General features: G+C 61.9%; 12 protein-coding genes and 1 tRNA gene. 11 read left to right on the top strand and 2 right to left on the bottom strand.

Annotated elements, in window-relative coordinates; genetic code table 11:
- Positions 1-46: 46 nt before the first annotated feature.
- Positions 47-1,495, bottom strand: a complete 1,449-nt coding sequence (gene glmU, locus AC1DWA_RS09105; protein ID WP_080909203.1) for a bifunctional UDP-N-acetylglucosamine diphosphorylase/glucosamine-1-phosphate N-acetyltransferase GlmU — start codon at positions 1,493-1,495, stop codon at positions 47-49.
- Between the two features lie 90 nt (positions 1,496-1,585).
- Positions 1,586-1,656: transfer RNA gene (locus AC1DWA_RS09100), tRNA-Gln, on the bottom strand.
- A gap of 154 nt (positions 1,657-1,810) precedes the next feature.
- On the opposite strand from AC1DWA_RS09100, the gene AC1DWA_RS09095 reads away from it, so the two are divergent.
- The 11 genes from AC1DWA_RS09095 to AC1DWA_RS09045 all read left to right on the top strand — a co-directional run bounded on the left by AC1DWA_RS09095 (position 1,811) and on the right by AC1DWA_RS09045 (position 16,377).
- Complete coding sequence (locus AC1DWA_RS09095) at positions 1,811-2,464, top strand: TetR/AcrR family transcriptional regulator (protein WP_019744652.1); 654 nt, start codon at positions 1,811-1,813, stop codon at positions 2,462-2,464.
- A gap of 189 nt (positions 2,465-2,653) precedes the next feature.
- On the top strand, positions 2,654-3,295 hold the full coding sequence (locus tag AC1DWA_RS09090) for a ScbR family autoregulator-binding transcription factor (RefSeq protein ID WP_003946317.1): 642 nt from the start codon (positions 2,654-2,656) through the stop codon (positions 3,293-3,295).
- A gap of 286 nt (positions 3,296-3,581) precedes the next feature.
- The gene (locus tag AC1DWA_RS09085; RefSeq protein WP_020970291.1) at positions 3,582-4,028 is read left to right on the top strand and encodes a holo-ACP synthase; all 447 of its coding nucleotides are present in this window, start codon (positions 3,582-3,584) and stop codon (positions 4,026-4,028) included.
- Positions 4,021-4,263: an acyl carrier protein gene (locus tag AC1DWA_RS09080; RefSeq protein ID WP_003946296.1), complete on the top strand. Its 243-nt coding sequence runs from the start codon at positions 4,021-4,023 to the stop codon at positions 4,261-4,263. Before AC1DWA_RS09085 ends, AC1DWA_RS09080 begins: the two co-directional genes overlap by 8 nt.
- Positions 4,260-5,450 carry an acyl-CoA dehydrogenase family protein gene (locus AC1DWA_RS09075; protein ID WP_042952515.1) on the top strand — a complete coding sequence of 397 codons (1,191 nt, stop codon included), beginning with the start codon at positions 4,260-4,262 and terminating at the stop codon, positions 5,448-5,450. Before AC1DWA_RS09080 ends, AC1DWA_RS09075 begins: the two co-directional genes overlap by 4 nt.
- Complete coding sequence (locus tag AC1DWA_RS09070; RefSeq protein WP_060939764.1) at positions 5,447-6,403, top strand: amino acid--[acyl-carrier-protein] ligase; 957 nt, start codon at positions 5,447-5,449, stop codon at positions 6,401-6,403. Before AC1DWA_RS09075 ends, AC1DWA_RS09070 begins: the two co-directional genes overlap by 4 nt.
- Positions 6,403-7,389: a DUF1839 family protein gene (locus AC1DWA_RS09065; RefSeq protein WP_019744648.1), complete on the top strand. Its 987-nt coding sequence runs from the start codon at positions 6,403-6,405 to the stop codon at positions 7,387-7,389. The genes AC1DWA_RS09070 and AC1DWA_RS09065 overlap by 1 nt, the downstream gene beginning before the upstream one ends.
- Positions 7,390-7,391: 2 nt before the next feature.
- Entirely contained in the window at positions 7,392-9,977 is a 2,586-nt protein-coding gene (locus AC1DWA_RS09060; RefSeq protein WP_477846224.1) for a glycosyl hydrolase 2 galactose-binding domain-containing protein, read from the top strand.
- A gap of 128 nt (positions 9,978-10,105) precedes the next feature.
- Positions 10,106-13,732, top strand: a complete 3,627-nt coding sequence (gene mfd, locus AC1DWA_RS09055) for a transcription-repair coupling factor (protein ID WP_029255886.1) — start codon at positions 10,106-10,108, stop codon at positions 13,730-13,732.
- A 7-nt stretch (positions 13,733-13,739) separates the two neighbouring features.
- A complete protein-coding gene (locus tag AC1DWA_RS09050) occupies positions 13,740-14,576 on the top strand; it encodes a nucleoside triphosphate pyrophosphohydrolase (protein WP_046378951.1) in 837 nt (278 codons plus the stop codon).
- 319 nt (positions 14,577-14,895) lie between these two features.
- Complete coding sequence (locus AC1DWA_RS09045) at positions 14,896-16,377, top strand: sugar transferase (RefSeq protein WP_019744644.1); 1,482 nt, start codon at positions 14,896-14,898, stop codon at positions 16,375-16,377.
- Positions 16,378-16,416 lie beyond the last annotated feature (39 nt).

Raw genomic sequence — 16,416 nt, 5'->3', positions numbered from 1 at the left:
TCTGTGCTGTCAGGTAGTGCAGGGCTGTCAGGTTGTTGCAGGGCTGTCAGGTTGTTGCAGGGCCGTCAGGTTGTGCTGCTGCTGCAGCATCGGCCGCGGGCGTGCCGGGACGATTCTTCTGGACCCAGCCCTCGATGTTGCGCTGCAAACCACCGGAGACGGCAAGCGCCCCTGGCGGTACGTCGTTTCGCAGGACGGTTCCGGCCCCGGTATATGCGCCGTCACCAACGGTGAGCGGGGCGACGAACATCGTGTCGGAACCGGTTCGCACATGCGACCCCACCACAGTACGGCTCTTGTTCACGCCGTCGTAATTGACGAAGACGCTCGAAGCCCCGATGTTGCTGTGATGGCCGATGGTGGCGTCGCCGACGTAGGTAAGATGCGGAATCTTCGAATGCTCGCCGATGTCCGCGTTCTTCGTTTCCACGTATGCGCCGATCTTCCCGTGGTCACCGAGGCGTGTAGCCGGCCGCAGGTAGGCGAAAGGACCGACGGTCGCGTCGGCTCCGATCACGGAGTCGGTCCCGTGCGAGCGGACGACTTGCGCGCGCTCCCCGACGCTCACGTTGTCCAAGGTGGTGTCGGGGCCGATCACGGCGTCCTCGCCCACCGACGTTGTGCCGGTCAACTGAACTCCGGGTAGGAGCGTCACGTCCTGTGCGATGTGCACGCCGCAATCGATCCACGTGCTCGCCGGATCGACGACGGTGACGCCGGCACGCATCCACGTCTCGAGGATCCGACGGTTCATCTCGCGGGCGAGCGTCGAGAGCTGCACGCGGTCGTTGGCGCCCGCGACGAGAACCGAATCCGCGATGTGCTGCGCGCGAACACGCTTACCCGCGCGACGGGCGATCATGATCACATCAGTGAGATAGAACTCGTGCTGTGCGTTGTTGGAGTCGAGAGACGCCAGCGCATCGCGCAGAGTCTCGAAGTCGAAGGCGTAGACACCTGAATTGACCTCGGTGATCGAGCGCTGCGAATCGGTGGCTTCCTTCTCTTCGACGATGGCGTTGACTTCGCCGTCCGTCGTACGAAGGATCCGTCCGTAGCCGGTGGGGTCGAGGGCCGTCGACGTCAACACCGTGACCGCAGCCGCAGGGGCGGCAGTGTGCTGAGCGAGGAGGTCTGCGATGGTCTTGCCGTCGAGCAGCGGCACGTCGGCGGCCGTCACGAGTACGGTTCCGGCGAAGTCGGCCGGCAGACCTTCGAGTCCGCAACTGACGGCGTGCCCGGTGCCCTTCTGCTCGTCCTGAACGGCGACGGTGACGGGCCGGCCCAGTTCACCCGCGACTGCGTTGACTGCTTCGGTGACACGCTCACGATCGTGACCGACGACGGTAACCAGGTGCGTGGGGTTCAGTGAGGTTGCCGCGTGAAGCGAATGTGCCAGCATGCTGCGTCCGGCAAGAGTGTGGAGGACCTTGGGAGTCTTCGACTTCATTCGTGTACCGGCACCCGCTGCGAGAACGATCACGGCGGTCTGCACTGGTTTGAGCTCCCTCTGTCGATCAAACTGTCGATCAAGCTGTCGATCAAGACACGCATTTCCGCTCGGAAAATGCATGTTGTTCACCAGCTCCGCCGCCAGGACTCGAACCTGAACTATCTGAACCAAAATCAGAGGTGCTGCCATTACACCACGGCGGATTGCCACGCATTGCCGAGCCTTGCGGCCGAACGCGCGCAAGAATAATCGCATGCCGACCCGCCGTAGGTCGAACCGCTCCTCTGATTGGGTCCCCGAAGTCCCGATAGGCTGAGCGTCCACAGCAGTAATTTGTGTGTCGGCGAGAGGAAGACAATGGCGGCGGTGTCCGGTTCGGGTGGCGGGGATCCAGTTCCCGAACGAGTGACACGGATCCGGATGACCGGTACCCAACGTCGGCAACAACTGATCGAGATCGGGCGGGCATTGTTCGCCGAACGGGGATACGAAGCGACCTCGATCGAGGAGATCGCCCAGCGAGCAAACGTGTCCAAGCCGGTCGTGTACGAGCACTTCGGCGGCAAGGAGGGGCTGTACGCCGTAGTAGTGGACCGGGAGATGTCGCGACTCCTCGAGATGATCACGTCGTCGCTCTCGCAAAATCGCTCGAGAGTTCGAGTCGAGCGGGTTGCGTTGGCTTTGCTCACCTACGTGGAAGAGCACACTGACGGATTTCGGATACTCGTGCGCGATTCGTCCGTCGTCGCGCCCAGTGGGACGTATTCGAGCTTGCTCAACGATGCGATCAGTCAGGTGGGCTACCTGCTTGCGGGGGACTTCTCCAGACGCGGTTTCGACCCCGGACTAGCAACGATGTACGCACAGGCGCTTGTCGGCATGGTGTCCACTACGGCTACTTGGTGGCTCGACGAACGGACTCCGTCGAAGGAAGTTGTCGCCGCTCACCTTGTGAATTTGTGTTGGAATGGGCTGACGAATCTGGAAGCCGACCCACAATTGGAGGGTTAACCAGGCGCGCCTGCCGCGCAGAGATGGATCGCGGTCTAAGCTGTGTTCGCTGTATCACGATCGTTTGATGGGCAAATGTCTCATTTGTTTGCAGGGTGGGTTGAATGCCGAACCGTGCCTTCCATTTTGACGCTGTGAACGGGTAAGACCAAGGATTCGTTCGATGTGTGGTGATTGGAGGCCGGATCGATGGTGAGGCAAGAACGGGCAGAAGCCACCCGTGATTCGGTGCTGCGCGGAGCAGCGGGTGTGTTCTTGCGCCTGGGTTATGCCAATGCCAGCTTGAGCGAGATCATCGCTGAGTCGCAGGTGACCAAAGGCGCGCTGTACTTCCATTTCGGGTCCAAGGAAGAACTCGCGCGGGCGGTGATCGACGAGGGTTCGGCGCGTTTCGACGCAAAATGTGAGCTCTGGTTGGACCGTCGCACTCCCGCACTCGAGTCGCTGATCGGTATTTCGTCGGTCATCGTCGACATCGGTGCGCATGACGCCATGGTTAGAGCAACGTTCCGCTTGTTGGTCGAGATCGGGGACTATCGGGGCTCCGGGCCGGCGACTCTGGACGTGTGGCTCGATATTTACCGTGAACTTGCCAGCCGTGCGGCAGACGAAGGTGATCTGCGTTCGGACGCGGATTCTGCTGACATTGCTCGTTTCCTGTTGGAAGTGGCGTCCGGAGTTCGGCTGATGGCAGCCGCGACCGGGACCGTTCGTGAGCTTTCGGACTCCATGAAGGCATCGTGGAACCTGATACTTCCGATCGTGGTCCCGGAATCGAAAGTGGAGTACTTCAGGCAATTCGCGGCCCGCCGCCTTGCCAGCGATCACTGAAATCACTGACTCTCCGCACTGCTCCTTTGGCCAGTTTGCTGCAAATGTCCTGGTAGCGACATTGTTCTCTTTGTTCTGCATTCGAAACAAACTAAGAGTATGTTTATAGTGTTGATGGGAATCTGGAAGTCTGATCTTGCCCATCATCTTCGGATTGCGGTATGTTCTACCGGTAGCTGAAGAATTGCTGAGAATGAAGGTTTGTCAGGGCAGGGTGACGGCGTCGGCGCACCGGGCAGCATAGGGGGCTGCCCGGCGTGTACGACCCCAGATGGGGAGTCAACAGATGGGTGACACTGCGCCGACGCCGATGCTCGATATCGGCCCGCGGATCGGCTGTGACGTAGTGAACGTCGTGGATGTCACTCGAAGTATCGAACTCTTCGGGCGGAGGTATCTCGATCGGACCTTCACCCCGCACGAATTGCAGACGTGCGCCGGGCCGGCACGGGATCAACGATTGGCTGCACGCTTCGCCGCCAAAGAGGCTGTTGTGAAGGTACTGCGGCCCGGTGATGTCCCCGTTCCGTGGAATTCCATCGAAATCACTCGGGCCGAGTGGGGTGGCTGTGGGGTGACGCTGTCCGGTAATGCCGCGGAACTCGCGCGGGCCCAGGATCTGCACGATTTTCAAGTATCTATCTCGCACGAAGCGGACGTGGCCATCGCAATGGTGATCGCAACACGCTCGGGCGCTCGCATCGAAAAGAAGGACGACATCGCTGATGATTGATCAGGCAATTCGGAAAGTGCTCGTCGAGCACGGTCGACTGGCAGTCGACGTGAGCACGATCGATGGAGAGGCCGATCTTTACGAGTTGGGTTTGACGTCGCACGCGAGCGTGAATGTCATGTTGGCGCTGGAGGATTCGTTCGACATCGAGTTTCCTGACGAGTTGTTGCGGAAGAGTACCTTCGCAAGCGTCAAGGCGATCGAGGGTGCGTTGACGGAGTTGGGTGCTGCATGAACGCTCCGCAATCGCAGTGCGCCACCGGGACAGCCCTCGAGCGGGCCACACGGTTGGCCGACGAAGTTGCAGCGGTGTGGGCCGACGAAGTCGATGCCGAGGCAAGGTTTCCGCGTGAAACTGTCGACGCCATGCGAAGCGAACGGCTGCTGTCGGTAGCTGTGCCGAGGGAACTAGGCGGCGAAGGACTCTCGCTGCAGGAAGTGTCGCAGATCGCCCGTGTGATCGGAACACGCTGTGCAGCAAGCGGAATGATCTTCGCGATGCATCAGACGCAGATCTACTCGTTGGTCAAGCACGGCAACACCGAAGCGCTACGCGGGTTTGTCGAAGAAACGGTCGACAAGCAACTGCTGTTGGCATCGGCAACCACTGAGCTGGGAATCGGTGGTGACGTCAGCCGGAGTTACTGCGCGGTCGAAGACTTGGGCGGTCATCTGCTGTTGATCAAGAACGCGCCTGTCATTTCGTACGGCGAACACTCCGACGCGATAGTCGTGACGGCTCGGCGAACCCCGGAGAGTCAGCCGAACGATCAGGTTCTCGTTGTGTGTCGTACCCCAGACCTGACGCTCGAACGCACCACCGAGTGGAACACGCTGGGACTCAGGGGAACTTGCAGTCTTGGTTACATCCTTCGGGCCACCTCGACGCCCGAGATGGTCGCCGACGTACCGTATTCCGATATCTCCACCCATACGATGCTTCCGGTCTCGCACGTCGTCTGGAGTTCGGTGTGGTTGGGAATTGCCGACGCTGCAGTCGAGAAGGCACGCAAGTACGTGCGTGCCGCCGCCCGCAAGCAGCCCGGAGTCACTTCCCCCGGAGCGCTGCGGCTCGCCGAAGTTGCTGCTTCGGCACAACAATTCGCCGATCTTGTCGACGCCTCTGCACGCAGGTACGACCGCGCAGTTCACGCTGCGGAAGGCGCCGCCGATTTCGAGGCGACGGGAGCGGTGGGCTTTTCGCTCGCGATGAACAACCTGAAAGTCACAGCCTCCACCGCGGTGGTGGAAATCGTGGGGCAGACAATGCTGATCTGTGGCATCTCGGGATATCGCGAGGACACCGAATTTTCACTCGGTCGGCACCTTCGTGACGCGCACGGCGCAGCGGTGATGGTGAACAACGATCGAATCATGGCAGGTTCAGCGCACATGGCTATCGGATACCGGGGAACGCTATGACGACGGAGAATGTGACAACCGAGACTGTGACAGGCGAGACCGATCTGGATCGGGCTCGGGCTGCATTTCAACGCGAACTGCTCGTCGAAGGACTACTCGTCGAGACAGAGGTACCGGGACTCTACGGGCGTTCCGGCGTGTTCGAGGACATCGTCGACGGTATCGACCGAGTGGTGGTTGCAGCGGGGCCAGGCGACGCCGCGACTCGGCTGCGGTTCCCGCCGGTGTTCCCTCGTAGCAGTTTCGAGCGCACCGACTACATCGCTTCGTTTCCCAACCTCACCGGCGCCATCAACACCTTCGCTGGTTCCAATCGCGATCACGCGCGACTGCTGGCCGATCGCGCCGACGGACAATCGTGGGATCGCCACCTCGAGCCGACCGAGACCATGCTCGTCTCCGCAGCGTGCCATCCTGCCTATGCGCGATACACCGGAGTTCTCCCCGAAGGCGGGGTGCTGCTGGACATCTACGGTTTTTGCTTCCGGCACGAACCGGCGATCGATCCGGCTCGCATGCAAGCGTTTCGGATGCACGAGTTCGTGACGATCGGTGACGCCGCGGCAGCGCGAGCGCATCGCGAGCACTGGATCGAGCGGGGGCTCGAGGTGCTCGGCCGGCTCCAACTCGACGCCACCCCGGTGATTGCCAATGATCCTTTCTTCGGACGCGCCGGAAAGATGCTTGCAGCCAACCAGCGTGAAGAGAATCTCAAGACGGAACTGACGGTTCGGCTCTACGGAGATCTCGACGAGGGCACGGCGATCGTGTCCTCGAACAACCATCTCGACCATTTCGGTGTCAACTTCGACATCCGAACGGCGGAGGGGGAGGTGGCGCACAGCTCGTGCGTCGGCTTCGGGATGGAGCGAATCGCGTTGTCCTTGTTGCGGACTCATGGTCTTGATGTGGCTGCGTGGCCAACCTCCGTACGCGAACGAATGGGCATCTGATGTCCCGGCTCATCGACATTTCACCTGATCGCTACCAACCCCATTCGTTGCACCAGGACGACCGGGTGTGGGCGCAGACCAACTGCTATACGGATCTGTGGATCGAAGTGTTGCATTCGCTGGGATTGGACCCCGTCCCGGCGCTGGCATGTGCCTTCTCATCGCGGTTCGACGGGACTCAGTGGACGTTCCTCAAGCTCAAGGCCGAGGACATCTACGCGCTGTACGGAATCGAAGTCGCCGAGATGAACGTCTGGCGGGCCCCGCTGATCCATGTCGAGGACAACCTCGCGGTTGGGATGCTGTCGACGGTTGAAGTCGACGGATACTGGCTTCCCGACACTCTCGGAACGAGTTATCACGAGGGGCACACCAAGACCACGATCGTGCCCAATCGGATCGATCGCGTTGCCGGCGAGCTCGAATACTTCCACAACAGCGGGTACTACTTGCTGCGAGGCGACGATTTCTCCGGTGTCTTCGATCTCGATCGTTCCTCACTTCCTTCGTTCGTGCCGTACGTCGAACAGATCAGGTTGAATCCGGTTCACGCGACCAACGCCGGAAACATCGCCGAAGTGGCTCGGCGGAACGTAGCGGTTCGAGCCGCGGGTAATCCCGTGCGAGAGCTGGGACGCCGGGTGATCGACGACCTCGAATGGGTGCAGGGGGCGGGTATGGATGCCTTTCACCTCTGGTCCTTCGGGCTACTTCGTCAGTGTGGTGCCAGCGCGGAGCTGGCAGCCGACGCCAGCGAGTTTTTGGACACTGCAGGTTTCTCCGGGACAGGCGAAGCTGCGCCAGATTTCCGCAAAGTGGCGTCCGGGGCCAAGAGCGTGCAGTTTCAGATGGCGCGTGCCTCCAGGGGCCGCGCGGTGGACCCGCGTGAGCAACTCGACGAGATGGCCGTGTCGTGGAAGAGAGCGATGGAAGTCGTTGCCGACACAGTCGGCGTCGACTCGCATCGACACTTGAGGTTGGTCTAACAGTGCCTCGTTCGTCAGCAGACCTGCTGGCCGGCGCGATATGGCGATGCGCTGCAACCGAACCCGGATCCATATCTGATCCGGATGCCCTCGAAACCGTGACCGAGTGGGTCGCAGCGTCTGTACCTGGGACAGTCGTTGGTGCGATACAGGCGGCGCAAACGGGCGCCGGACGCACGAAGTCCGTTGCATCGTCGTCGGTTTCATCATCGTCTGTTGCATCATCGGACTGGTGGTTCGTGACTACCGTGGCCACGGCCGGTGAGGGGTCGTGGCTGCTCCAGTTCGACGGTGTGACGGCGTTTGCCGATGTCTGGATCGGCGGCGTCCATGTCGCGTCCACTGAATCCATGTTCACGCCTGGGGAAGTGAGCATTCCGGCCGTAGTCGGCGCTGGTAAACGCGTCCAGGTCGCTATTCATTTTCATTCTCTGTCCGCGATTCTGAGATCGAGGCGTCCTCGAGGACGTTGGCGCTCGTCGATGGTCCGTGAACAGGGTCTTCGGTGGATCCGAACCACGATGCTCGGTATGGCTCCCGTATTCAGTGGCGTTCCGGTACCGGTGGGACCGTGGCGGGGTATCCGGTTGTTGGACAAGGGAGTTGCCGCCGTAGTCTCGGCTGTCAAGCACGCGAGTGTCGACGGCACAACCGGTCACGTTGCCGTCAGCGCTCGGCTCACCGGATTGCCGGCCTCGCTGGAGTACGTGACCGTGCGCGTCGGCGAACACTCGCGACAATTGGCTGTAATTGCCGGACCGGACGGATTCCTCGAGGTGTCCGGCGTCGTCGAAGTGCCGGACGCGCAGTTGTGGTGGCCGCACACTCATGGCGCTCCTCGCACGTATCCGGTGACGATAGAAACGATCGGAGTCTCCGAGCATCTCGGTTCAGTGGGCTTCCGGACGGTGGAGGCCGACAGATCCGATGGTGGATTCCGTTTGAATGTCAACGGCATCCGGGTGTACTGCCGTGGTTCGGTGTGGGTGCCGACCGACCCGATCTCGCTTCAAGACGACGCCGGCACCACTCGTGTCTTGGAACGCCTGGCTGAGGCGGGCCTGAACATGATTCGAATCCCGGGGACGATGGTCTACGAGAGCGACCACTTCTGGGAGGAATGCGCGCGACTGGGCATTCTCGTGTGGCAGGACATGATGTTGGCGACGCTTGATCCGCCCGACACCGACGAATTCTTCGAACTCGTTGCAGCAGAGGTCACCGCGTTCTTGCACAGAGTGCGTGGAAATCCCGCTTTGGCAGTCTTCTGCGGCGGCAGCGAGACCGAACAGCAGCCGACCATGCTGGGCTTGGTCGATCAACACATCCCGCTCATTCATTCGAGACTGCCGGAGCTGATCTCAGCGGTGGCACCTGAACTCGAATACGTGACGTCGTCGCCCTCGGCGCCTCGCGGGGGAGAGCAATTGGCAACGCATGTCGGAAGCGGGGTCGCTCACTACTTCGGGGTGGGTGCCTATCGTCGTCCACTGGCCGACGTGCTCAGCGCGCGAGTACGTTTTGCGACCGAATCATTGGCATTTTCGATTCCACCGTCGAATGCCGTGATCGAGAACGAATTCGGTTCGCTCGCCGTCGCAGGGCACCACCCGGCATGGAAAGCCGCGGTGCCGCGGGACAACGGATCGTCGTGGGATTTCGAGGATGTTCGGGATCACTACGTCCACGCGCTTTTCGGCGAAGACGCTCGTGAAGTCCGGTGGTCCGACCCGGAACGCTATCTCGACCTGGGGCGAGCAGCCGTATGTGAGGCGTTCGCCTCGACGCTCGGCTACTGGCGTCGCCCGGATTCTCGGTGCGACGGCGCCTTGACACTCGCACTGCGAGACCTGGAGCCCGGACCGGGATGGGGGGTCCTCGATTGGAGCGGCAGCCCCAAGGCTCCGTGGTTCGTGCTCCGTAGGAGCGCCAAACCGATCGCGCTCCTGGTCACGGACGACGGTATGGACGGATTGAGGCTCGACGCGATCAACGAGACTGCCGAACCTGTCGTCGGCGAGATCAGGTTTCGAGCGCACAGTCGGTCAGGTGTCGTCCCAGTCGACGTCGCGCTACCGGTCAAGGTGGAATCGCACTCGAGTCTGACCTGGTCCGTGGACAGCCTTGTCGGCCGTTTCACCGACCTCACTCACGTCTTTCAGTTCGGGGCGCGGACATACGACGCCGTCACCGTCACACTCGAAGACGAAGACGGAGAGATGGTGGACGAAGTGGTGCACCTCCTGGGGAGTCCGGCACGGCCCCTCGAGCGGTCGGTCGGACTTGTCGCCACGGCGCGCAACGTCGGCGACGAAGAGTGGGTAGTCGACGTCTCGACGGATGCTTCCGCCCAATACGTTGCCCTCGAACTGCAGGGCTTCGAGCCCGAAGACTCCTGGTTCCACCTCGCGCCGAACGGTCGCAGGACTGTACGTCTACGGAGAACCAGCCAGGCGACGAAGGTAATCGGCCGGGTTCGGGCGCTCAACTCTCACACCAGCGTGGCCGTGGCACCGCCGAGCGCCCCGGCCACCCGATCTTCACCGGCCAAGCGGACGACGAAGAAGCCGAGCGTTACGGGAAACTGAACGGATCGGACTGCGCTGCGAGATCGCACACCGATAGAATCGAACCGGCGCACAACTCTGCCTCGGTGGAGATCTTGCGCTCGGGCTGTGCGTCCGCAACCCGTCATCACTGTTCAGGAGCGCGTTCGTTGACTTCCTTGTCCTCTGCCCAGACTGCGCTCGCTGGACTCGCCGAGGTCGCCCTCGCAGACGCCGCGTTCACTCCAGTGATCGACTCAATCGGTGCGCCTGCCCTGGACATCGTGGCGCCGAAGCCGGCTCGACCATTCATCGCCGCTGCACTTGCCGCGCGCACTCCGGTGCTGCTGGTGACGGCCACCGGTCGCGAAGCCGACGATCTGACATCAGAACTCACCGAGATGCTCGGTGGAGGCGTCGCGCAGTTCCCGTCGTGGGAAACATTGCCGCACGAGCGACTGTCGCCGAGCGCGGACACCGTTGGGCGACGGGTGGAGGTACTGCGCCGACTCGCCAGACCAGACGACGCCTCGTACGGCTCGCCTCTTCGGGTGATCGTGACCACGGTGCGCTCTCTCGTTCAGCCGATGGCGCCGGGTCTTGGCGAGATCGAGCCGATCACGTTGCGCGTCGGCACCGAGATCGATTTCGATTCTGTTCTGGTTCGTCTGGTGGAGATGGCGTACAGCCGTGTCGACATGGTGGGAAAGCGTGGTGAGTTCGCGGTCCGCGGCGGCATTCTCGACCTGTTCTCGCCGACGGCGGATCATCCGGTACGTATCGAATTCTGGGGTGACGAGGTATCGGAGCTTCGGTACTTCTCTGTCGCCGATCAGCGTTCGCTACCGGACGTCGACGTCGATTCCGTGATCGCGCCGCCGTGTCGTGAGCTGATTCTGACAGCTGATGTTCGCGATCGAGCTGCGGCACTCGCTGCTGAGAATCAGGCTGACGCTTCGTTGGTCGAGATGCTGGACAAGATCTCGGCAGGCATCCCCGTCGAGGGGATGGAAGCTCTGCTCCCGGTTCTCAAACCCGGTGAACTGCAACTACTTTCCGATGTCCTTCCGGTAGGGGCGCACATCCTTCTGTGCGATCCGGAGAAGGTGCGCACCCGCGCCACCGATCTGGTGCGCACCGGCCAGGAATTCTTGGAAGCGTCGTGGACGGCGGCGTCGATCGGCGGCGCTGCACCGCTCGACACGTCGATCCTCAACGGCGGGGGAGTCGATCTCGGTGCCTCCGCATACCGGTCGCTTCGTCATGTTCGCGAATCTGCCGAAGCTGCCGGCCGTCCGTGGTGGACGGTCAGCCCGCTGGCGTCGGGAAATGGTGAAGAACTTGAAATCCCGGTTCAGGCGGCACCGCAGGTACGTGGTTCCGACGACCTGTTGGCCGAGCTGTTCGTCAGCCTCCGGGCACACGTGAGCACGGGCGGTCGCGCGGCGATCGTGGTGGCAGGCGCCGGCACAGCAAGCCGAGTCGTCGAGCGACTCGGTGAAGCCGAAGTGCCCGCAAAGATGCTCGAAGGCGGAGCGACCCCTGCCCGCGGACAGGTCGCGGTGCTCCGCGGGTCTCTGCACGACGGACTGGTACTCGCCGGGGACGACTCGACGCCGGGGATGGTGATCGTCACCGAGTCCGATCTGACGGGCAACCGCGTTGCAGCGGTCGGCGACGGAAAGCGCTTGCCGGCCAAGCGCCGCAATCAGGTCGATCCGCTCGCGCTGTCTGCCGGGGACATGGTCGTGCACGATCAGCACGGTATCGGCCGGTTCGTCGAGATGGTCGAACGCACCATCGGCGGGGCGCGTCGTGAATACTTGGTCATCGAGTATGCGCCGAGCAAGCGTGGTCACCCGGGTGATCGTCTGTTCGTCCCGATGGAATCGCTCGATCAACTCTCCCGGTACGTCGGTGGAGAGTTGCCTGCGCTGAGCAAGCTCGGTGGATCCGACTGGGCGAACACCAAGCGTAAGGCCCGCAAGGCGGTTCGTGAGATCGCGGGTGAGTTGGTTCAGCTCTACGCTGCGCGTCAGGCGGCCCCGGGGCATGCGTTCGGCCCGGACACGCCGTGGCAGAAGGAACTCGAAGACGCGTTCGCCTTCACCGAGACCATCGACCAGTTGACCGTCATCAGTGAGGTCAAGGCCGACATGGAGAAGCCGGTTCCGATGGACCGGGTGGTGATCGGTGACGTCGGGTACGGCAAGACGGAGATCGCCGTTCGTGCCGCGTTCAAGGCAGTCCAGGACGGCAAGCAGGTGGCGGTACTGGTCCCGACGACTCTGCTTGCACAGCAACATCTTCAGACATTCACCGAACGAATGGCGTCGTTCCCGGTGAAGGTGCGAGGGCTGTCCCGTTTCACCGACGCCAAAGACTCGAAGGAAATCATCGCCGGCATGGCCGAAGGCGAGATCGACATCGTCGTCGGTACTCACCGGTTGCTGCAGACCGGTATTCGCTGGAAGGACCTCGGGCTTGTGATCGTCGACGAGGAACAGCGATTCGGAGTCGAGCACAAGGAACATATCAAGGCACTACGCACCCACGTCGACGTCCTGACGATGTCGGCTACCCCGATTCCTCGTACTCTCGAGATGAGCATGGCCGGGATCCGTGAGATGTCCACGATCCTCACACCGCCGGAAGAACGTCATCCGATCCTCACTTACGTCGGCGCGTATGCGGACAAGCAGGTTGCCGCGGCCATCCGGCGTGAACTTCTGCGCGACGGTCAGGTCTTCTACGTACACAACCGTGTCAGCTCGATCGACAAGGCAGCCAAGAAGATCCGTGAACTCGTCCCGGAGGCTCGCGTCGTCGTCGCGCACGGTCAGATGAACGAGGACACTCTCGAAAAGACCGTGCAGGGCTTCTGGGAACGCGACTTCGACGTGTTGGTCTGTACCACGATCATCGAAACCGGTCTGGACATCTCGAACGCGAACACACTGATCGTCGAACGTGCGGACTCGCTTGGCCTCTCGCAGTTGCATCAGCTCCGCGGACGCGTCGGGCGTAGTCGTGAACGTGGATACGCATACTTCCTGTACCCGGCCGAAAAGCCGTTGACGGAAACGGCATACGACCGACTGGCAACGATTTCGCAGAATTCGGACCTCGGCGCCGGTATGGCAGTCGCGATGAAGGACCTCGAAATCCGTGGAGCCGGAAACGTTCTGGGCGCAGAGCAGTCCGGCCACGTCGCGGGCGTCGGGTTCGATCTGTATGTCAGGCTGGTCGGTGAGGCGGTCGAAGCCTTCCGGGCTGCAGCCGACGGCAAACCGATCACCATGGACGAGGGCACGAAGGAAGTCCGGATCGACCTACCGGTGGACGCGCACATCCCGCCCGACTATGTCACCAGTGACAGGCTCAGGTTGGAGGGGTACCGCAAGCTCGCTGCGGCAACTGATTCCGACGGCATCGCTGCCGTAGTCGAAGAACTGGTCGATCGCTACGGCCCACTGCCCGAAGAGGTTCGACGGCTGATCTCGGTGGCCAAGCTTCGACTGCTCTGCCGCGAGTACCAACTGGAGGAAGTCGCCGTCACCGGAACTCAGCTCAAGATCTCGCCGATGTCACTGCCCGATTCCAAACAGATCAGGCTCAAGAGGATCTATCCGAGCGCGCAGTACCGGGCAACGACCGGGCTCGTGCAACTCCCGCTGCCTCGCACCGGCGGAGTCGGCTCGGATCGCCTGCGGGACGTCGAACTACTTCAATACATCGCGGACTTCATCTTGGCGATAGACGGGCGCGCCGCCGGTGCCGTCCTGGTCGAGGCGTGAGCACTCGGTGAACGAATCGCCCGTCGTCGTACTGCTCGATCCTCTGCGGCCGCATGTCTTTCCGCTGGAGGCGCTCCCGTTCCTGTCCGGCGCGATCGATATCGACCCGGACGTTCCCGACTCGGTACGCGGCGCATTGCCGGCCACGACACCCGGCGCCGCGGTGACTGTGATGATGGACACCGCCGAGCCGAAGATCGAGGCGTTGTCTGCCGCTGGGGTAAAGATGATTCGCGCCGAACCCATTCACGGCGATCGATTGGTGGAAGCGGCGTCGATCATGGACCGGTTGTGGAATCGCGGCGGTTGGGAGTCGACCCAGACGCACGAGAGCCTCTCGGTTTACCTCGTCGAGGAGACCTATGAGGTACTCGACGCGATTCGAAGCGACGACGAGAGCGATCTCCGTGAGGAACTCGGCGATCTGTTGCTCCAGGTGTTGTTCCACTCGCGGATCGCTCAATCTCACGGCGTTTTCGAATTGGACGACGTGGCCGGCGCACTGATCGCGAAACTCGTGCATCGCAGCCCGCACCTGGTCAGTTCCGGGGTGGTCGACATCGCTGAGCAGGAGCGGGCGTGGGACGCTTTGAAGGCTGCCGAGAAGGCGCGCGCGTCGTCCATGGACGGCATCGCTCGGTCGCAGCCGCCGTTGCTCCTCGCCGAAAAAGTACTGAGCAGGGCCGCCAAAGCCGGTGTGATCGAAAGCGCCGACGAAGCTGATCTGGAAGCTTTGATCGAACAGTGCCGACGCGCCGACACTGCACTCCTGGGCGCCCTGGACATGCTGATCGCCGACATTCGGATTCGTGAGGGAAGACGTCTCGAAAATGTGGAGGATTAGCCCACTTTGACGTAATTGCCCGGTAATCATCTGGCAACCGGAAAATAGCTTGGACTCGGTGAGTGCACTTGAAACAAACCTAAGGTATGTTTACGTACGAAATGAGCAACACTGGGTCGTTTTATCGCACGAAGTGGCCCTTGATCGGCAGTTATGTAGGGGGTCCGATGACGGTTCGTTTCTGCACTGCGAGCAGCGAGGTACGGCAACCGGCGGGGTGTTGCCGTACCTGGAGGCTCGCGGTGGCTACCGATCAGCGATCCGCTGAATCCGTTCGACCCGCTGAAGTCATTCGAATGACTAGAAGGACTGATGGCAAATGAGCGTTCATGCTGAGGTGGAGAGCCGGTCGGCAGCATTGCAGGATTCCGCTCATGTCGGCACCGACTGGCGTCGGGCATACCGGAAGCGGATTGCCGTGAGCGATTCGATCACGGTTCTGTTCGTGATCGCGCTCGCACAGATCGGCAGCATGTGGCCGCATCCGATCGAGTGGCTGACGCCACTCAAGGTGATTGCGTCTGCAGCGCTGGGAGGGCTGTGGATGATCGCGCTCGCACGCGGACGCAGCCGTCATCAGTCGATGCTGGGCGAGGGTAGCGACGAGTACGAGAAGGTGCTGCTCGCTACCGGCCAAGTCTTCGGAGTGGGCGCATTGGCCGGGATCATTCTCGGCGTAGGAATCGCGCGTAGCTATCTCATGATCGCACTGCCCGTCGGGCTCGCTGCGCTGCTTCTCGGGCGCTACCTCTGGCGACGCGACATTCGAAAGAAGCGTGCGAGCGGGGATTGCCGCAACTCGGTGCTGTTGGTCGGTGGACACGCGTCCGTCGTTGCTACTACGCGAGCCTTCGTGCGGGACTCCTCGGCAGGCTACGACGTTGTGGGAGCGTGCATTCCGCGTCGGGCGACCGCGCTGGACGATCACATCGTCGTCGACGGCGCAGCGGTCCCGGTATTGGGCAACGAGTTCGAGGTGGTCGAGGCAATGCGCGCAAGCGGCGCAGACACCGTCATCGTCACCGGAACCGAAGACCTCGGGCAGGTGGGCATACGCAAGCTGATGTGGGACCTCGAAGCCGAGGGCGTCGACATGGTGGTTTCACCGGTCGTAGCCGACGTGTCGAAGGCTCGCTTGATGTTTCGCCCGGCGGCGGGACTCCCGTTGATTCACGTTGCGCGACCGCGCTACCAGGGCGCCAACCGGCTTGCGCCCGCTGTTTTCGACGCGGTGTTCTCGATGCTGATGATCCTCCTCGTGGCGCCGGTCATGGTCGCCGCCGCCGCTGCGGTCAAGTTCACGTCGAAAGGTCCGGTGTTCTACAAGGCAGAACGCATCGGCCTCAACGGGAAACCGTTCCCTATGTTGAAGTTTCGTACCATGGTGGAGGGCGCCGATCAGCAGGTTGTCGATCTGATGGGGGACAACGAAGGCGCGGGAGGCGTGTTGTTCAAGATGCGGGAGGATCCACGAATCACGTCCGTCGGCAAGATCCTTCGTCGATTGAGCATCGACGAGCTACCACAGTTCTTCAACGTCATTCGCGGCGAGATGAGCGTTGTCGGTCCGCGGCCGCCGTTGCGGCGCGAGGTCGAGATGTACGACGACGAGGTTGCCCGGCGCCTGCTGGTCAAGCCTGGCATCACCGGTCTCTGGCAGGTAAGTGGTCGCAGTGATCTCTCGTGGGAAGAATCTGTTCGACTGGACTCTTCCTACGTGGAGAATTGGTCTATCCTGCAAAATCTTTCGATCATTACTCGTACCGTCTCAGCGGTCGCGAAAAGCGACGGAGCGTACTGACTACGCGGTTGGTGCCGGCGCGGATATCCGCGCCGGGCA

It is taken from the genome of Rhodococcus sp. P4_F3_2 (genome assembly GCF_056401335.1).
This window is presented reverse-complemented; position numbering and strand designations above follow the sequence as displayed.